Source organism: Pseudoxanthomonas sp. PXM03 (genome assembly GCF_014852005.1).
Taxonomy (GTDB): domain Bacteria; phylum Pseudomonadota; class Gammaproteobacteria; order Xanthomonadales; family Xanthomonadaceae; genus Pseudoxanthomonas_A.
The window spans coordinates 967,190-982,667 of the sequence record NZ_JACVAU010000002.1 but is presented as its reverse complement, the minus strand read 5'-3'; the positions used below and the strand labels follow the sequence as shown (position 1 = coordinate 982,667).

Here is a 15,478-nt window from a genome sequence, read left to right as displayed (position 1 = left end):
GCGCTGGTGGACTATTCGGGCGAGGTGGTCGCGGGCGGCGAACCCGACCGCCAGCGCCGCGTGGTGCGCTGGAAGAAGTGGCTGTTGGGGATCTGCAGCACGGTGTCGCCGCGCAGCGCGTCTTCTTCCAGCAAGGTGGTGTAAAGCAGATTGATGTCGATCACGCGCCCGCGCAGGCCGGGCTTGTCGCCGTTCTCCAGCACTTCGATGTGGTCGTGCACGCGGAACGGACGCGTGGTCAGGATCAGCACACTGCAGAAGATGTTGGACAGCACGCTCCACGCAGCGAAGAACGCGACGGCGGCGACGGCGGTGAAGCCTGTCAGCGCGGTCCACAGCACGCTGCCCGATACGCCGAGCCGCCCCAATGCGAGCATGAAGGCCGAAACGTAGAGCAGCACGCCGAGCAACCGGCGCGCGCTGACGGCGACCTGCGCGGGCAACCGGTAGTGATCGCAGATCCGGCGCACCACGATGCGCAGCAGGCGCAACAGCAGCCAGGCGGCGAGCAGGATCCCGAGCGCCTGCGCGACGGGAATCGCGAGGCTCGCCCATTCCTGCAACCAGTCGGGAAGTCGCAGCGCCGCCATCAGTCGTCCTGCCGCGATGCATGCAGCGCCGTCGGCGCTTTTGCCAGTGAGGGTTGGATGTTCATGCTGGAAGGGTGGCCCGCGCCTCGCGGATGGTCAACCACGCGCCCATCACGGATCGAAGGGATGGGCCTTGCCGCATGCGTAGACGTGGTTGTAGTCGCTGGACATGCACTGGTAGAAGTCGCGCCGCGCGCCGGTGGCGGCCGCGCAGTCTTCCGCGGCCAGTGCAGCCAGCAGGCGCTTCAGCGCCGGGATGGCCGCATCGTAGGCGGGCTGGCTCATGTAGCCGGCGCGCAGGTTCTTCTCGCCGACCTCCAGCATGGTCTCCACGCCCCAGCGGGCGTTCTCCACGGCCTTGTCGCATGACAGGGCCGGCGAGGTGTCGCTCACCTGCGCCAGGTGCCCGGCGATCGCGGTGACATCGGCCTGGACGTCCGGAGGGAGTTCACGCGGGGCGGCCGGCTCGCCGCCGCAGGCCATCCCCGCCACCAGCAACAACGCTGCCAGCGCCGGAATGCGGAGAACCCCATGGCGGTGGGAACGGCAGAGTCCTGCGGTCATGGAGTTTGATGCGCGTTTGAAGTTTGATTGCGCATTCTATGGCAGGTGGATCGTGGACCCGGTACGGCAGGTGCAGCGCGCGAAGGCACGGGCTGCTTGTGGTGCACGGTCCCCCTTGCAAGAATGCCGGGGGGCCGGGTCTGGCGCGGGCAGGAAGCGCCGCCCGTCGTATCCGGACCCCAGACACTTCCACTATGTGAGGACCACATGACCTACAAGCTACTTGCCGCCATCGCGCTCGCCCTGTCGAGCGTGGCGCCCGCGGCCATCGCGGGTGAATGCGAGGACAACTTCAGCAAGTCCGGCAGCATTTTCTCCGGCACCGATTTCAGCAGCCGCGTCACCGTGCCGGACTCGACCGTCAAGGATGCGATGGGCCAGCTGCGCGGCATCATGATCGCCGAGAAGATGGACGTGATCACCGAGGATGCGGAGACCGGTTCCATGCTGGTCGAACAGCGTTCCACCGGCACCACGCGCGCCATTCCCACCCTGATCAACGTGAGCGCCGAGGGCAAGGACGCGATCGTGCAGATGACGGTCAAGACCGAGAAGGGCCAGATCGCCAAAGCCGATGCCATGCGTCCCTATATGTGCACGCTGTTCGCCAAGTTGAAGGGGGGCAAGGAAGGCCGTGCCGCCGCGGCCCAGGGCGCGAAGACGCAGAACAACGCCGATGTCACGGTGAAGGACGTCTTCATTTTCTCGCGCGAGATCGCGCGTGAAGCCAAAGGCAATGCCGTGGCCGTCACCGCGCGCCACAAGGGCCGCAACTACGCGTTGCGTGGCCGGGTGGACTACGTGCAGGAAGATGGCGAGGACTACAACGTGTCCTTCGAGATCCCCGACCAGAGCAAGATGCTGATCCAGGTGCCGGGCGACAACGAGCCGCGCGTGGGCGTGGCGTGCCTGTTCCGTCCCAACCAGCTGGCCAACGTGCTGACGTTCCGCAAGGGCGACAAGGTGACGTTCAAGGGCCAGTTCCTGCGCTATGACGATTTCAAGCGCGTACTGTGGCTGCAGAACTGCGTGCAGACGCGATGACCCGCATCCGGTCCCGGACGTGAACGGCCGGGAACGACGTGCAAAGGAAGGGCGCCCCATGGGCGCCCTTCTTGTGTCAGTTGCTGAGGGGTGTGTGGCAGGCGTGGCGTTCCGCCGTGGCGTCAGCTGTCCTGGCGACGGTAGACGCCGACATTGGTGTAGCAGCGGCCATCACTGAGATGGCCGCGCATGCGGATCACGAGGGTGTCCGGATCGACCAGCTCGCGCTCGGACCATTGCACTTCGCGGCCGTCGTGCCAGGTGGTGGAGTGCAGTTGCGTGGGAGATACGGACTCGAAGCTCAGCGCATCGGCATGCGGCGTGCTGTGGTACGGATACGGGGTGCCGTCGACACGGCCGTCGAAGGCGGCCCGATGCCGCTTGCCGTTCTTGCCCAGCCATTCCGACGCGATCGACAGCGCACCGTCGGCGGCGCAGTCGAGTTGATACAGCCCCCTCCGCGGAGGGCGCCCGAGTTGGTAGTCGCACTGCTCGGGTAGCAGGTGCCAGGTGCCGGCGAATCCGGCGGCCGCATGTGTGGTCATGTGCGCTCCTTGCGCGAGAACCGGGCCGGTGACGGCCCGACCACGCCATGCTAGCGACAACCCCCGGGTGGCCGGTTGCTAACACCGTCGCACTTCCACATTCCGTCGTGATGATGAACGGGGCAGCGCGGCAGGCGTTCGGCGTGACTGTGAGCCGGATTGCGACGCATGCCTCAGCATGCGGGCGGGAAACGCGCGCAACGGCCGCGACCGGCAGGCTGTCACGCCGTGACGCGGTACGGCGTCCTGGATGGCATGGCGGTTCGAAGCGCTGCCATTCCATCCAGTCCAAGGGAGTCGATCCATGAAAGTCGTCGTTGTGGGAGGTACCGGTCTGATCGGGAAGCGCCTGGTTGCGCTGCTCACGGCCGAGGGGCATGCAGTGGTGGCCGCAGCGCCGTCCACCGGTGTGAACGCCGTGACCGGGGAAGGCGTGGCGGCCGCACTCGAGGACGCCGATGTGGTGGTCGATGTCGCCAATGCGCCTTCGTTCGAGGATGCGGCGGTGAAGGCATTCTTCGAAGCCTCCACGGGACACCTGCTGGCTGCCGCAGCGCACGCCGGTGTGCGTCACTACGTGGCGCTGTCGGTGGTCGGTACAGAGCGCCTGCAGGGAAGCGGCTATTTCCGCGCCAAGTGGGCGCAGGAGCAACGCATCCGGGCGGGTGGGGTGCCTTACACCCTCGTGCGTGCGACCCAGTTCTTCGAATTCATGGATGGCATCGCGCAATCCGGCGTGCAGGGCGAAGACATCCTGCTGCCGATGGCGCGCATGCAACCGATGGCGGCCGATGACGTGGCCGCCATGCTGGCGGTCGTGGTCGATTCGACGCCGGAGGAAGGCATCGTGGAGATTGCCGGGCCGGAGGCGCGCCCGATGGCGACCTTCGTTGCAGACCACCTGCGAACCTGCGGTGACAAGCGCGAGGTCAGGGCTACCTCCGGGGCCCTGTATTTCGGCGTGTCGCTGGACGACGACACGTTGCTGCCCACGGGCGCCCCCCGCATCGCGCCGACGGATTACGCAGCCTGGTCATCGCGGATGTAGGGCGCGGAGCCGGTCAGGTGCGCGCACGTGCCGTCAGCGCATCGACAAGGCCCTGGGTGGTCAGGATGGCGTGCGCGTAGGTGGGGGCGTTGATTTCGTGCGCGGCATGCATCGCGGCCGCGCTGGCGGCTGCGGTGGCATCGCGCACAAGGGTCACGTGGTAGCCCAGCTCAGAGGCGAACCGGCCCGTGGTTTCGATGCAGGTGTTGGCGATCAGGCCCACCAGGATCACGTGGGTGATGCGGTGCTGTTTCAGCAGATAATCGAGGTCGGTGTTGGAGAAGCCACTGCCTCCCCAGTGTTCCTTGGCGATGATGTCGCCGGGTTGAGGCGCGAAATCCGGGTGCCACTCGCCGCCCCAGCTGTCCTTTGCGAAGGGCTGCACGCGTGCCGCGCCCAACTGGTACGGCGTCGGATGGTCCCAACCCTTGAAATCATCCGGCTCCGAGCGATGGTGCGGCACGATGAACACGGGCAATCCCGCCTGCCTGACGCAGGACACCACGGTGCGAAGGTGGGCATGCAGATCCACGCTGCGCGCAATGTCGGCCACCAGCGGCCAGAGTTTTCCGTCTTCCGCGAGGAAGTCGTTGTAGGGGTCTACGAAGAGCAGCGCGGTGCGCCCGGCGGGATAGCCCTGCATGGGAGACATGGCAGCGTGCCCTCATGACGCGGACGGTGGTCCGAGACGGCAGCATCGCGCCGCAGGGCTCCCCCGCATTGCATCGGCGTGCGCGACGAGCCGCAGCGTGGTGCCGTCATCAGGCTTGCCGGGCGCGCGGGCCCGCCGGTTCCGCCGGTTCCGCCGTCGCGCCATCCGGCAGTTCGTCCATTGGCATGGCGTCGCCTGCGCCCGCGTGGCCGACCCAGGGCGGCACGTCCATTTCATGGTCCAGGGCATCGGTGACCAGCAGCTGGACCAGCGCGTCATGCAGCGCTGGATCGGACCGTCTCAGGACGGCCAGGGCCGCGGCCTGCTCTTCATCGCCCATGTCGGAATAGGCGTCGAACAGTTCCAGCGCGAGCGTCAGGCAGGCCTTCATCCCATCGCCGCCCTGTCAGACGACGGGGACGGCTCCGCTTCCGGGGCCGTGAATCTTTGAGGGAGGGGAAGGTTTTCGCTCACATCGGGATCATTCGCCTTCCGGCCGCAATCCCGGACGTGCGGCGTAATGAAAGATACGCGCGCTGCCCGGTCAGAACGGTTCAGGCAGTTCACCGTCGCCAAGGTGACTGAACAGGAACGCGCGCGCCTTGCGCCAATCCCGGCGCACGGTGCGCTCGGTCACCTTCAGCACGCCGGCGATCTCAAGCTCGCTGAGGCCCCCGAAATAGCGCATCTCCACCACCTGCGCCAACCGGGCATCCAGCTTGGCAAGGTCGTTCAACGCCTGATCGAGGATCAGCAGTTGCTCCAGCCGTGAACCCTGACCCGGCTCCGTGTTCTCGTCCAGCGGCAACAGGTCCATGCCTTCGCCGCGCTTTTCCGCCAGCGCACGCCGCACTTCGTCCAACAGCACGAAGCGCATCGCGCGCGCCACCAGCGCGACCAGGTGGGCACGATTCTCGACGCTGAAATCGGCGCTGGCGAGCTTGAGCCAGGTCTCGCTGATCAGCGAGGTAGGAGACCTCACATGACTGCGGCGCTGCTGGCGGATCTGCGACCGGGCAATCTGGTGCAGGTCCCGGTACAGCAACGCGTAGATCTGGTTCCAGGCTCCGGGCTGCCCGTTCTCCACGTTGCGCAGCAATTGGGTGACCGAATCCGGGTCCGGCGGGGCCAGATCCTCGTTGTCTCGGGGGTGCAGCATGCCGCTCGTATCAGGTCCAGCGCCATCCGGGTCCCTCTTCTCTCTCATGTCCGGACTGTGCCTTTCATCACGATCTCGTCCCATATATGACCCGGCTGCGCTTGGACATGCAAGCCGTAACGGCGCATTCGCGGGTCACGTCGCAGTGGAGAAGGCATCCCTGCCAAGGGATGGGAAGTGGGGGGCCTGGGTGTTTCCGGGCGAACGGTCGACCAGCAAGAGGGGTGTCATGCATAGCGTGAAAAGAGTCTGTGGTAGGGGTCTTTCAGCCGATCTGGCCATGAGGCGGGGATTTTCCCTCGCGGCGGCCCGAGGGTTTCCGCATGCGGCATGAGGCATTGATCGGCACGTTGCGTGAAGAAGGCGACGAACTCGTGACACGTCAGCACCCCCTCGTTGCAGGGCCGCAATCCTGGCCTCTGCCCCAGGGGCTGGGCCCGCGTGCCATCAGCCAATGGCCGATTACGCAGCGGCTTAGTGCGGAGGAATGGAGTTTCCTGATGCAGGCGCTCCCGGGCCGGGTTGGCGCGCGTGCGCGCCACGGCGGCAATGCGCGCCGGTTTATCGAAGCGGTTCTCTGGGTGGCGCAGACCGGCGCGTACTGGTCGGATCTGCCGCGCGAATTCGGCTCCTGGCACGGCATCTATGTGCGGTTCATCCGTTGGGCGCAGGACGGCAACTGGAACGAGGTACTTGCGCGGTTCGATCGGCAGGACCAGCGTGGGCGAGACCTCCAGGCCCTGGTCGAACGCTATCTCCATCGCAACAACACCAAGCATCTCAGCCGGGCAATGCGCGCATCGTGAGGCGCGTTTCGCGCGGCATGTACAGGAAGTGGAAAGCAGGGCGCCCGGTGGAAAGCCTCCCCCGGGTGCGGTAGCCCGCGCTGCATCGCGTGATGGCCCGGTGTCATGGCGCGACATGCATCCGCGGATTCATCACGTGGTGAGGGGGAATGCTTCTGCAGGCGCAGCTGCCTGCGCGACATCGCCTCTTCCCGAAGACTATCTGTCGGCGCTCCCCGCCCGACAGCTAGGTGGGCCGGCCCGATCCCCAAGGAACCGGCTCGCAGCCCGTCATGCCCGACACATGACGGGTATCGCGCTTCGGCGCCTGAGGGGGAGGTGCAATGCCTCCCCCTCGTTTTTTTTGCGCACACACGGATTGATCACATTCCGCTTCAGTCCGCTTAACGGTTCGCCGCCTATGCTTGGGCACCCTGGTGTCAGGAGCACCCGCATGAGCACCCATGTCTTCACGGCGCAGGATGCTGAAGGTCGTCGCTGCCGTATCGAGGTACATCGTGGCAACGCAGGCGATGCGACGCATGGCGACGCTCCCGACATGCCGAGGTATGTGCTGGAGGATGGAAGCCGCGTACGTCGCATCGACAACGACACTTTCCTGGTCGTCGGCACCGGGGCCTATGTGAGCCGCGTCATCGATTGAGCGCGGTGACCGCGCCAGACGGCGACGCGATGGATGTCAGAACACCACCGATGCGTACAGCGGCGCGGGATGGGTCCACGCGCTGCGCGCTCCCAGGAAGCCGAGTTCGACCAGTACGCCTGTCCCGACCACCGTGGCGCCCTGTTGCTCGACCAGCTGCACGGCCGCCTTGAGCGTGCCACCTGTCGCCAGCACGTCGTCCACCACGATGACGCGCGCGCCCGCAGGCATGGCATCGGCGTGGATCTCGAGGCGATCACGCCCGTACTCCAGCCCGTAGTCCAACGCCAGCGTGTGCGCCGGCAGCTTGCCCGGCTTGCGCACGGGCACGAAGCCGACTCCCAGTTCGCGCGCCACCGCGGCGCCCAGGATGAAGCCGCGGGCTTCCACGCCCACCACCGCGTCGATGCCTGCGTCACGCCAGGGTTCGGCCATCGAGGTGATCGCATCGGCGAAGGCAACCGCGTGCGCCAGTACCGGCGTGATGTCCTTGAACAGGATGCCGGGCTTGGGGAAGTCGGGCACGTCGCGGATGTGATCGGTCCAGGCGGGCATGGGAAGCTCGGATGCAGGGAGGCCGCCGATGCTAACGCAGTCGCATCATCCGCAGAAAAAAGAAGAGCCGCTGGCAGGGCCAGCGGCTCGTGGCTTGCAGTCGGGTGCTGCTCAGAAGTCGTAGCGGACCTGAAGCTGCGCCAGGTCCAGATCGGCATCTTCCACTTCGAAGCGGCTGTACTCGCCGCGCAGGGCGACCGTGTCATTGAGCCGGTACTGCAGGCCGACGCCGTAGACCGGGTCGGTACCGTTGTCGTCTGTCGTGCCGGTCACGCCCGGCAGCGCAGTATCCAGGTCCCAGCGCTGGAAGCCGGCTTTGGCGTAGCCGGAAAACTTGTCGGTAAAGGGCACCGTGCCCACTGCGGTCAGGTAGACCGAGCTGGCTTCGATGTCGCGGCCGATGCCGTCCGTTTCCAGTTTGCCGAGATCGGCGTAGCCACCTTCAAGACCGAACCAGCGATTGAACTGGTAACCACCGAACACGGAGAACGCGGTGTCCTCGTCGTCGTAACCGGCTTCGTCCACCAGCGACTGGCCCACGCCTGCGCCGACATGGAACCCCTTGTCGGCGGCTTGCGCACCGAACGCGGCAGCGCCGACAAGCACGGCGAGGAGAGTGCGGGACAGGATCTTGTTCTTCTTCATTGCCATCAACTCCAGCAGGAACACCGCGGGGGGAGGAAGAGCGGTGTCGCCAGCGACAGGTCCGGGCGGAATGCCAGGGCAGCTGTCGTTGCACGGAGAAGATGGGCGTGGCGGGAGGGCGTCCAAGGTCGATGATGGCGACGCACCTTCCCGCAGATGGAACACACGCGGCCCTGCTCCCTTCCTGCATCACGCAGCACGTTCCGGCGCATCGCGCGCGGAACGGGCGCGATGGGATGCACTCTCCCGCGAACGGCGGCTAATCAACCACCACGCGCCCGACTATCCTCGCGCTCTTCTTTCTCCGGAACTCCGCCATGAGCGCAGCGCTTTCGATGTACCAGGCTTCCATTCCCGTCTTCCTGCGTGCGCTTGGCAATCTGCGCCAGGTCCTGGAGAAGGGCGAAGCGCACGCGCGCGAACAGGGATATGAACCTGCCGTGCTGCTGCAGTCGCGGCTGTATCCGGACATGCTGCCCCTGGTGCGGCAGGTGCAGATCGCCACCGATACCGCGAAGTTCGGCGCGGCGCGTCTGGCGGGAGTGGAATCGCCACGCTTCGAAGACGTGGAGACCACGTTCGCCGAACTGTTCGCGCGACTCGATGCGGTGGCTGCGTATCTCGGCACGTTCGACCAGAAAGCCCTCGAAGGCAGTGAAGATCGCGTGGTCACGCTCTCTTCGCGCTCGCGCGGCGAGCTCACCTTCAACGGCAGTGGCTATCTGCTCGGCTTCGCGCTGCCCAACCTGTTCTTCCACGTGACCACCGCCTACGCCATCCTGCGCCACAACGGCGTGCCGCTGGGCAAGCAGGACTACCTCGGTCCCGCCGCCTGACGGATGTCCGCCTCCGCCACCGCATGGCGTTGTCAGGAGTGAACCGTGCGCTCCCTGCCGTGCGGTGGCTTCCCTGAGGAGCCGGTTGCCCTGCGGCGACGGAGTGCTGCCCGTGTCACGGCATGCGACCCGCTGCTCCGATACTGTCGGCCGGGCATCCACGCCATGCGAGACCACCTCGCCTGCGCGGACGCCGGGACCACATCAGGGAGGAAACAGCGATGGCAACGGCACTACGTATCCTGTGCGTGCATGGCGTGGGCCAGCATCCGCCGGGCGGGGCATGGCAGCAGCAATGGGAGGCGGCGATCCACGATGCCTGCCGTCAGGTCGATGCCGAGCGCGCGCTCGACATCCAGTACTGCCACTACGACGATATCTTCGCCCAGCACAAGGTCAGCCTCGGGGACACGCTCGAAGCGCTGGCGCGGTTGCTGGCGAACGGCATCACTGCCCCGTTCAGGCGTGCGCGCGGCGACGACTCGAAGCTGCGCCACACCGCCGGCATGGTGGTGAAGTGGGTCGAGAGCGCGACGTTCCGCAAGCAGACCCGGACGCGGCTGGTACAGCGCATCGAGGCGATGAAGCCGCACGTGGTGCTCGGCCACAGCCTCGGGTCGCTGGTCTGCTACGACACCTTCACCCATGAAGAAACCCGCGCCACCGCGAATGGCCGCTACTTCGCATCGCTCGGCTCGCAGATCGGCAATCCCTTCGTGCGTGGCGAGTACCAGGCCGGCCGCTTGAGCGCGATCGAGAAGGCGCGCTTCTGGTACCACCTCTACAACCGCTTCGATTCGGTGTTCACGGCGCGCGTTTCCATTGCCGCCGACAATTTCCGCCAGGTCGACACGCATTTCGACATTCCCGGCAACGCCGACCATGCGGCCGAGGAGTACCTGCGCCATCCGCAGGCCATCAGCACGTTCTGGTTCGATGTGCTCAACGATGAAACCACGCGCATCACCCGCGCCATGCGCGAGCAGACGCCGGTCGCCGGCCGCGTGGCGACGCCGCGCAAGCGTGCGCTGCTGATCGGCATCAACGACTATCCCGACCCGGACCAGCGCCTGGGCGGTTGCGTCAACGATGTCTTCCTGATGAGCGCGATGCTGCAGGAACAGGGCTTCGATGCCGGCGACATCCGCGTGGTGCTGAACGAGCGCGCCACCGCCGACGGCATCCGCGAGCGCGTGGACTGGCTGCTCGAAGGCGTGCGCAGTGGCGACCAGCGCATCCTGTACTACAGCGGGCACGGCGCCCAGCTGCCCAGCTACGGCCTGGGGGACCGTGTCGACCGCATGGACGAAACGCTGGTGCCCTACGACTTCGACTGGACGGAGGACACCGCGCTCACCGACGACTGGCTGTTCGAGCGCTACGTGCAGCTGCCGTACGACGTGGACTTCAGCATCCTGCTGGACTGCTGCCATTCCGGCGGCATGGCCAAGGGTGGTCCGGCGCGCATGCGCGGACTCAACCCGCCGGACGACATCCGCCATCGTGCGATGAAATGGAACGCCGCCCGGGAGATGTGGGTGCCGCGCGAGCTGGAACTCAACGAGCGCAAGCAGCTGGCCGTCGACCAGGACACCATGCCGCTGGGCGACATGAGCGGCCGCCTGGGCTACGCATTGCCGGTACGCACGCTGCCGCTGGGCCAAGCGCGCCAGATGCGCAAGAAGCTCGGCCACAAGGGGCCGTACATGCCGCTGCTGCTGTACGCGTGCCAGGAAGGCGAATTCGCCTACGAATACGAGCACGGCGCCGTCCAGCATGGTGCGTTCACCTATGCGCTGGTGAAGAACTGGCGCCGCATGCTGGCCGGGGGCCATGGCGACCGGCGACGGCTGAAGGTCAGCGACCTGGTGAAACACACGTCGCAGGAACTGCGCGAACTGGACTACGACCAGACTGCCGCCCTGGCCGGGCCCGAGATACGCCTGTCACGCTGGATGTAGCGGGGCTTACCCGGCGGTGCACTCGCGCGCGCGCGCCAGCAGCAAGGCCTGCTCGCGCGCGTTGCGGGTCATCGCCGCGGCGCGCTCGAACTCCGCACGTGCTTCGTCGCGACGGTCCAGCTTGAACAGCAGATCGCCGCGCACGCTGGGCAGCAGGTGGTACTGCTTCATCGCCGGCTCGTCGCGCAGCCGGTCCACCAGCGGCAACGCACTGGCCGGACCGGCGGCCATCGACACGGCGACCGCACGGTTCAGTTCGACCACCGGCGACGGATTCACCTGCGCCAGTGCCGCGTACAGCGTCGCGATCCGCGCCCAGTCCGTTGCGTCCGCCGTGCCGGCGCGGGCATGGCAGGCGGCGATGGCGGCCTGCAGCGCATAGGGGCCGAATGCACCGCCCAGCTGCTCGGCGCGCTCCAGCGCGGCCAGGCCGCGCCGGATGAGCAGGTGATCCCAACGGCCGCGATCCTGGTCCAGCAGCAACACCGGCTCGCCGTCCTTGCCGGTGCGCGCGTGCAGGCGCGAGGCCTGGATCTCCATCAGCGCGACCAGCCCGTGCACTTCCGGTTCGCGCGGCGCCAGTGCGGCCAGCATGCGGCCCAGACGCAGCGCTTCCTCGCACAGCGCGGGCCGCATCCAGCCGTCGCCGCTGGTGGCCGAATACCCTTCGTTGAAGACCAGGTACACCACGCCGAGTACCGACGAAAGGCGCTCCTGCAGTTCTTCCCCGCGTGGCACCTCGAACGCCACGTCGGCGTCGGCCAGCGTGCGCTTGGCACGCACGATGCGCTGGGCGACAGTAGGTTCGGAGGTCAGGAACGCGCGCGCGATCTCGTCCGTCGTCAGCCCGCACAGCAGGCGCAGCGTCAGCGCCACGCGGGCCTCCATCGACAGCACCGGATGGCACGACACGAAGACCAGCCGCAGCAGGTCGTCGTCGATGTCGTGGTCCAGCGCGTCTTCGTCACGCGCGCGCCGTTCCTCCTGCACATCCTCCAGCTCGCGCGCCAGTTCCTCGTGCTTGCGGTCCAGCAACTGGAGCCGCCGCAACCGGTCGATCGCACGGCGCTTGGCGGTGGTCATCAGCCACGCCCCCGGGTTGTCCGGCACGCCGTCACGGGGCCAGGTTTCCAGGGCGGACACCAGCGCGTCCTGCGCCAGCTCCTCGGCCAGGTCCAGGTCGCGCAGCATGCGGGCGAGACCGGCGATCACGCGCGCGGATTCGATGCGCCAGACGGCATCGATCGTGCGATGGGTAGGGGAGGTCGACATGCCGCGCATCACACCACGGCGCCGCGACCGGTGAAAGTCGCAGCGCAGCGAACAGGGGCATCACGGTGTGCATGACGTTCCCGCACGGGCATCAGGCATCCTTCTCGCAGTTGATCATCCACGGCACGCCGAACTTGTCGACCAGCATGCCGAAGCGTACCGCCCAGAAAGTCTGCGCCAGCGGCATGGTCACCTGGCCGCCATCGGAGAGCGCGGCGAAGATGCGTTCCGCGTCGGCGATGCTGTCCACCGACAGCGACACCGAACAGCCCTTCACGCCTTCGTACGGATAGGACGGGTGGTTGTCCGACCCCATCAGCACGGTCTGGCCGAACATCACATGCGTATGCATGATCTTCTGCTTGTACTCGGCCGGCATGTCCTCGCAGCCTTCAGTGCCCTCGAAGCGCATCATCGGCCCCAGCGTGCCGCCCGTGGCCTGGGCGTAGAAGGTGAAGGCGGCTTCGCAGTCGCCATTGAGGATCAGGTAGGGATTGACGTTCATGGTGCGCTCCTTGGGGTGATGGGTACGGGCCTGGCCAGCCCTGCTTCTTTCCTTCGACGAACCGGCGTGGCCGGAATCGACATGCCGGGCCGGTCTTCTTCATTCGGGGTGCACGTCGCTCAACGGACCTTTCCGTCCGGGGCCGACGCCCCTTCCCGGATCTCGACACGCTGCCGCCGGCTCAACCTGTCCCAGGCGTACCGGTATGACCACGCCACCAGGTCCTTCAGGTAATCGGCCGGCACGGTGGAAACGTCCACCACCGTGACCCAGCGGTGGTGCCCCAGCCAGCGCGCGGGCTTGATGCCGGGCTGGTCGGTCAGTTCAAGGAAGCGCTCCGGCGGCACCTTGAAACTGAAACGCCACCGTTCCGGTTCGCTGGTCTTGAAGTAAGCGAAGCGCTTGCCGCCCACCGCATACACCAGGATGTTGGCCGGTGCGTCGTACCGTTGTTCGACGGCGCCGGGCAGGGACCTGCAATGGCGTTTGAGGGCGGTGACATCCATGCGGGCATGCTAACGCCGCCACTGCGGGCGAAGCGCCAGCCCCGACACGGTCGAGGGCAGCGGCTGTCCGCGAGGCGACGATGTTCACACCCGCCTTCGTGCAACGGATTACCTTGCGTGCCTTGCCATGCACAGGATCGCCCGCCATGTCGTCCCCCTCCCTGTTCACCCACGTGGCCAAGGCGGCCTCCACGTTCACCGGCAGGCCCACGTGTTTCGCGCTTGCGCTGGCGGTGCTGCTGGCGTGGGCGATCAGCGGACCGATGTTCGGTTTCAGCGACACGTGGCAGCTCGTCATCAATACCGGCACCACCATCATCACCTTCCTGATGGTGTTCCTGATCCAGAACACCCAGAACCGCGACACCGAAGCCATGCAGATCAAGCTGGACGAGCTGATCCGTGTCTCGCGCAACGCCAACAACGCGTTGCTCGACCTGGAGGAAATGGAAGAGAAGGAACTCGATGCCCTGCGCGAGCGCTACGAGCTGATGGCGCGTGAAGCGCGCGAGGTGCAGCAGGCGAAGGCCAGGCAAAAGTAGCTTGCGGAATCCCGGCGTCGCGCCCATCACGCCGGCAACCGCTTCTCCATCCGGTAGTTGTGGATGGTCACGCCGCCGAGCGACAGATCGTTGCGGCCCAGCATCTGGAAGCCGCGGCGCTCGAACAGCGGCCGCGACAGCTCGCTGGCTTCCACGAAGATGCGCGGCACGTGCAAGTGCAGCGCATGCGTCTCCAGCGCGGCGTACAGCAGCGAACCCACGCGCATGCCTTCGCCCTCCGGTGCGACGTAGAGGAAGTCGAGGTGCCCATCGTCTTGCATGTCGCCGAAGCCCAGCACCGATCCGTCGGCATCCTGCGCGACCAGCACGTGGCGCCCGTCGGTGCAACGGGCTGCGGTCCCCTCGACCGTCGCCGTCGCCGCCCATGCGGACACCTGCGCCGCGGTGTAGGCGCGCGGGCCGTAGTGCATGACGGATCTGGCGTACAGATCGGCCAGCGTGGACGCGTCGTCGGGACGGTAGGGGCGAAGCGTCGGCATGGACGAGGACGAGGACACCGGGGCGGCATTCTCAGTATGCCGTGCCTCGGCTCACGCCGAGATATGCCCGCCCCCGTTGATGTGGATCAGCTGGCCGGTGATGTAGCGCGCATCCTCGCTGGCCAGGAATACATACGCCGGTGCGACTTCCGACGGCTGACCGGGGCGCTTCATCAGCGTGTCCGAGCCGAACTCCGCTACCTGCTTGCGGGTGAACGAGGCCGGGATCAGCGGCGTCCAGATAGGGCCCGGTGCGACCGCGTTGACGCGGATACCCCGGTCCGCCAGCGACTTGGCCAGCGAGAACGTCATCGCATGGATCGCGCCCTTGGTCGCGGCATAGTCCAGCAACGTGTCGTGGCCGCGAACGCCGGTCACCGAGCCGGTGTTGATGATGCAGCCGGTCTTTTCCGGCAGGTGTTCCAGCGCGGCGTCGACCAAATGGAAGAACGAGAACAGGTTGGTCTCGAAGGTATGCCGAAGGCGCTCGGGCGTCAGGTCTTCCGGCGCATCCACGGGGTACTGCTGCGCGTGGTTGTTGACCAGCACGTCCAGCGCACCGAACTGCTTCACCGTACGCGCGACCACGCGGCGGCAGCGGGCCGGCGTGGCCAGGTCGCCACGCACTACCAGGGCGCGCCGCCCCGTGGCCTCGATCAAGCGCTGCGTTTCCCGTGCATCGCGATCTTCTTCCAGGTAGGCAATCGCGACATCGGCACCCTCGTGCGCGAAATGCACCGCCACCGCCCGTCCGATGCCGCTGTCGCCACCGGTCACCAGCGCCACCTTGCCCTCCAGCCGGCCGCTGCCGCGGTAGCCGGGGCGGATGGTTTCGGGTTCGGGCTGCATCCGTGGTTGGCGGCCGGGCTGGCGGCGCTGGGTCTGCGGACGGTTGACGCGCTTCTTGGTGGGCATGACGCACTCCTGGAAGGAACGTCCCGACCCTAAGTGCGCGGACGTTACGCCTCCGTCGGCAGGCGATGAAGATCGTCGTGATCGCTGCCGCCATGGGGGCACGCGACATTCACGCTGCGCTCGCCGTGGGCATCCGGAAACCGGACTCGCGTCACCGATGACCTGGCGTGTCCGTGGAGAAGGCCGGCGC

Annotated in this window: 20 protein-coding genes; 7 read left to right on the top strand and 13 right to left on the bottom strand. The window is 66.8% G+C overall.

Annotated elements, in window-relative coordinates:
• Nucleotides 1-11: 11 nt before the first annotated feature.
• Together IB223_RS13470 and IB223_RS13465 are read right to left on the bottom strand one after the other, a co-directional pair.
• Nucleotides 12-590, bottom strand: coding sequence for a mechanosensitive ion channel family protein (locus IB223_RS13470; RefSeq protein ID WP_192202213.1), 579 nt, complete (start codon nucleotides 588-590; stop codon nucleotides 12-14).
• A gap of 111 nt (nucleotides 591-701) precedes the next feature.
• Nucleotides 702-1,154 (bottom strand): hypothetical protein, encoded by a 453-nt coding sequence (locus IB223_RS13465; RefSeq protein WP_192202212.1) that lies wholly within the window; start codon nucleotides 1,152-1,154, stop codon nucleotides 702-704.
• A 207-nt stretch (nucleotides 1,155-1,361) separates the two neighbouring features.
• On the opposite strand from IB223_RS13465, the gene IB223_RS13460 reads away from it, so the two are divergent.
• Nucleotides 1,362-2,198: a hypothetical protein gene (locus tag IB223_RS13460; RefSeq protein WP_192202211.1), complete on the top strand. Its 837-nt coding sequence runs from the start codon at nucleotides 1,362-1,364 to the stop codon at nucleotides 2,196-2,198.
• Between the two features lie 122 nt (nucleotides 2,199-2,320).
• On the opposite strand, the gene IB223_RS13455 is transcribed toward IB223_RS13460, so the two are convergent.
• On the bottom strand, nucleotides 2,321-2,743 hold the full coding sequence (locus IB223_RS13455; protein ID WP_192202210.1) for a hypothetical protein: 423 nt from the start codon (nucleotides 2,741-2,743) through the stop codon (nucleotides 2,321-2,323).
• A 304-nt stretch (nucleotides 2,744-3,047) separates the two neighbouring features.
• Between IB223_RS13455 and IB223_RS13450 the strand changes: the two genes are divergently transcribed.
• Entirely contained in the window at nucleotides 3,048-3,791 is a 744-nt protein-coding gene (locus IB223_RS13450) for an SDR family oxidoreductase (RefSeq protein ID WP_192202209.1), read from the top strand.
• Between the two features lie 13 nt (nucleotides 3,792-3,804).
• Here IB223_RS13450 and IB223_RS13445 read toward each other — a convergent pair whose 3' ends face one another.
• The 3 genes from IB223_RS13445 to IB223_RS13435 form a co-directional block, all read right to left on the bottom strand.
• The gene (locus IB223_RS13445; protein WP_192202208.1) at nucleotides 3,805-4,443 is read right to left on the bottom strand and encodes an isochorismatase family cysteine hydrolase; all 639 of its coding nucleotides are present in this window, start codon (nucleotides 4,441-4,443) and stop codon (nucleotides 3,805-3,807) included.
• A 109-nt stretch (nucleotides 4,444-4,552) separates the two neighbouring features.
• The gene (locus tag IB223_RS13440) at nucleotides 4,553-4,834 is read right to left on the bottom strand and encodes a hypothetical protein (protein WP_192202207.1); all 282 of its coding nucleotides are present in this window, start codon (nucleotides 4,832-4,834) and stop codon (nucleotides 4,553-4,555) included.
• A gap of 153 nt (nucleotides 4,835-4,987) precedes the next feature.
• Nucleotides 4,988-5,602, bottom strand: a complete 615-nt coding sequence (locus IB223_RS13435; RefSeq protein ID WP_192202206.1) for an ECF-type sigma factor — start codon at nucleotides 5,600-5,602, stop codon at nucleotides 4,988-4,990.
• Between the two features lie 323 nt (nucleotides 5,603-5,925).
• On the opposite strand from IB223_RS13435, the gene IB223_RS13430 reads away from it, so the two are divergent.
• Together IB223_RS13430 and IB223_RS13425 are read left to right on the top strand one after the other, a co-directional pair.
• On the top strand, nucleotides 5,926-6,408 hold the full coding sequence (locus tag IB223_RS13430) for a transposase (RefSeq protein WP_192202205.1): 483 nt from the start codon (nucleotides 5,926-5,928) through the stop codon (nucleotides 6,406-6,408).
• 433 nt (nucleotides 6,409-6,841) lie between these two features.
• Nucleotides 6,842-7,051, top strand: coding sequence for a hypothetical protein (locus tag IB223_RS13425; RefSeq protein WP_192202204.1), 210 nt, complete (start codon nucleotides 6,842-6,844; stop codon nucleotides 7,049-7,051).
• A 36-nt stretch (nucleotides 7,052-7,087) separates the two neighbouring features.
• On the opposite strand, the gene IB223_RS13420 is transcribed toward IB223_RS13425, so the two are convergent.
• Both IB223_RS13420 and IB223_RS13415 read right to left on the bottom strand, forming a co-directional pair.
• Nucleotides 7,088-7,606, bottom strand: coding sequence for an adenine phosphoribosyltransferase (locus tag IB223_RS13420; RefSeq protein ID WP_192202203.1), 519 nt, complete (start codon nucleotides 7,604-7,606; stop codon nucleotides 7,088-7,090).
• A 111-nt stretch (nucleotides 7,607-7,717) separates the two neighbouring features.
• Nucleotides 7,718-8,251, bottom strand: coding sequence for an outer membrane beta-barrel protein (locus IB223_RS13415; RefSeq protein ID WP_192202202.1), 534 nt, complete (start codon nucleotides 8,249-8,251; stop codon nucleotides 7,718-7,720).
• A gap of 317 nt (nucleotides 8,252-8,568) precedes the next feature.
• Here IB223_RS13415 and IB223_RS13410 point away from each other — a divergent pair, with 317 nt between their 5' ends.
• Nucleotides 8,569-9,087: a DUF1993 domain-containing protein gene (locus tag IB223_RS13410; RefSeq protein ID WP_225591033.1), complete on the top strand. Its 519-nt coding sequence runs from the start codon at nucleotides 8,569-8,571 to the stop codon at nucleotides 9,085-9,087.
• A gap of 221 nt (nucleotides 9,088-9,308) precedes the next feature.
• Nucleotides 9,309-11,048, top strand: a complete 1,740-nt coding sequence (locus tag IB223_RS13405) for a caspase family protein (protein ID WP_192202201.1) — start codon at nucleotides 9,309-9,311, stop codon at nucleotides 11,046-11,048.
• Nucleotides 11,049-11,054: 6 nt separating this feature from the next.
• Here IB223_RS13405 and IB223_RS13400 read toward each other — a convergent pair whose 3' ends face one another.
• The 3 genes from IB223_RS13400 to IB223_RS13390 all read right to left on the bottom strand — a co-directional run bounded on the left by IB223_RS13400 (nucleotide 11,055) and on the right by IB223_RS13390 (nucleotide 13,331).
• Nucleotides 11,055-12,320, bottom strand: a complete 1,266-nt coding sequence (locus IB223_RS13400; RefSeq protein ID WP_192202200.1) for an RNA polymerase sigma factor — start codon at nucleotides 12,318-12,320, stop codon at nucleotides 11,055-11,057.
• A gap of 91 nt (nucleotides 12,321-12,411) precedes the next feature.
• The gene (locus IB223_RS13395; protein WP_192202199.1) at nucleotides 12,412-12,825 is read right to left on the bottom strand and encodes a VOC family protein; all 414 of its coding nucleotides are present in this window, start codon (nucleotides 12,823-12,825) and stop codon (nucleotides 12,412-12,414) included.
• A gap of 119 nt (nucleotides 12,826-12,944) precedes the next feature.
• Nucleotides 12,945-13,331: an MmcQ/YjbR family DNA-binding protein gene (locus IB223_RS13390; RefSeq protein WP_192202198.1), complete on the bottom strand. Its 387-nt coding sequence runs from the start codon at nucleotides 13,329-13,331 to the stop codon at nucleotides 12,945-12,947.
• A 146-nt stretch (nucleotides 13,332-13,477) separates the two neighbouring features.
• Between IB223_RS13390 and IB223_RS13385 the strand changes: the two genes are divergently transcribed.
• Entirely contained in the window at nucleotides 13,478-13,873 is a 396-nt protein-coding gene (locus IB223_RS13385) for a low affinity iron permease family protein (protein ID WP_192202197.1), read from the top strand.
• A 26-nt stretch (nucleotides 13,874-13,899) separates the two neighbouring features.
• Here IB223_RS13385 and IB223_RS13380 read toward each other — a convergent pair whose 3' ends face one another.
• Together IB223_RS13380 and IB223_RS13375 are read right to left on the bottom strand one after the other, a co-directional pair.
• A complete protein-coding gene (locus tag IB223_RS13380) occupies nucleotides 13,900-14,373 on the bottom strand; it encodes a GNAT family N-acetyltransferase (protein WP_192202196.1) in 474 nt (157 codons plus the stop codon).
• A gap of 51 nt (nucleotides 14,374-14,424) precedes the next feature.
• Nucleotides 14,425-15,288: an SDR family oxidoreductase gene (locus IB223_RS13375; RefSeq protein ID WP_192202195.1), complete on the bottom strand. Its 864-nt coding sequence runs from the start codon at nucleotides 15,286-15,288 to the stop codon at nucleotides 14,425-14,427.
• Nucleotides 15,289-15,478 lie beyond the last annotated feature (190 nt).

What these genes read in the sequence shown, in the direction of transcription:
- IB223_RS13450 (WP_192202209.1), top strand. Translation starts at nt 3,048, where the DNA reads ATGAAAGTCGTCGTTGTGGGAGGTACCGGTCTGATCGGGAAGCGCCTG.
- IB223_RS13405 (WP_192202201.1), top strand. Translation starts at nt 9,309, where the DNA reads ATGGCAACGGCACTACGTATCCTGTGCGTGCATGGCGTGGGCCAGCAT.
- IB223_RS13430 (WP_192202205.1), top strand. Translation starts at nt 5,926, where the DNA reads ATGCGGCATGAGGCATTGATCGGCACGTTGCGTGAAGAAGGCGACGAA.
- IB223_RS13470 (WP_192202213.1), bottom strand. Translation starts at nt 590, where the DNA reads ATGGCGGCGCTGCGACTTCCCGACTGGTTGCAGGAATGGGCGAGCCTC.
- IB223_RS13420 (WP_192202203.1), bottom strand. Translation starts at nt 7,606, where the DNA reads ATGCCCGCCTGGACCGATCACATCCGCGACGTGCCCGACTTCCCCAAG.
- IB223_RS13395 (WP_192202199.1), bottom strand. Translation starts at nt 12,825, where the DNA reads ATGAACGTCAATCCCTACCTGATCCTCAATGGCGACTGCGAAGCCGCC.
- IB223_RS13460 (WP_192202211.1), top strand. Translation starts at nt 1,362, where the DNA reads ATGACCTACAAGCTACTTGCCGCCATCGCGCTCGCCCTGTCGAGCGTG.
- IB223_RS13390 (WP_192202198.1), bottom strand. Translation starts at nt 13,331, where the DNA reads ATGGATGTCACCGCCCTCAAACGCCATTGCAGGTCCCTGCCCGGCGCC.
- IB223_RS13380 (WP_192202196.1), bottom strand. Translation starts at nt 14,373, where the DNA reads ATGCCGACGCTTCGCCCCTACCGTCCCGACGACGCGTCCACGCTGGCC.
- IB223_RS13375 (WP_192202195.1), bottom strand. Translation starts at nt 15,288, where the DNA reads ATGCCCACCAAGAAGCGCGTCAACCGTCCGCAGACCCAGCGCCGCCAG.
- IB223_RS13455 (WP_192202210.1), bottom strand. Translation starts at nt 2,743, where the DNA reads ATGACCACACATGCGGCCGCCGGATTCGCCGGCACCTGGCACCTGCTA.
- IB223_RS13410 (WP_225591033.1), top strand. Translation starts at nt 8,569, where the DNA reads ATGAGCGCAGCGCTTTCGATGTACCAGGCTTCCATTCCCGTCTTCCTG.
- IB223_RS13415 (WP_192202202.1), bottom strand. Translation starts at nt 8,251, where the DNA reads ATGAAGAAGAACAAGATCCTGTCCCGCACTCTCCTCGCCGTGCTTGTC.
- IB223_RS13465 (WP_192202212.1), bottom strand. Translation starts at nt 1,154, where the DNA reads ATGACCGCAGGACTCTGCCGTTCCCACCGCCATGGGGTTCTCCGCATT.
- IB223_RS13400 (WP_192202200.1), bottom strand. Translation starts at nt 12,320, where the DNA reads ATGTCGACCTCCCCTACCCATCGCACGATCGATGCCGTCTGGCGCATC.
- IB223_RS13445 (WP_192202208.1), bottom strand. Translation starts at nt 4,443, where the DNA reads ATGTCTCCCATGCAGGGCTATCCCGCCGGGCGCACCGCGCTGCTCTTC.
- IB223_RS13435 (WP_192202206.1), bottom strand. Translation starts at nt 5,602, where the DNA reads ATGCTGCACCCCCGAGACAACGAGGATCTGGCCCCGCCGGACCCGGAT.
- IB223_RS13440 (WP_192202207.1), bottom strand. Translation starts at nt 4,834, where the DNA reads ATGAAGGCCTGCCTGACGCTCGCGCTGGAACTGTTCGACGCCTATTCC.
- IB223_RS13425 (WP_192202204.1), top strand. Translation starts at nt 6,842, where the DNA reads ATGAGCACCCATGTCTTCACGGCGCAGGATGCTGAAGGTCGTCGCTGC.
- IB223_RS13385 (WP_192202197.1), top strand. Translation starts at nt 13,478, where the DNA reads ATGTCGTCCCCCTCCCTGTTCACCCACGTGGCCAAGGCGGCCTCCACG.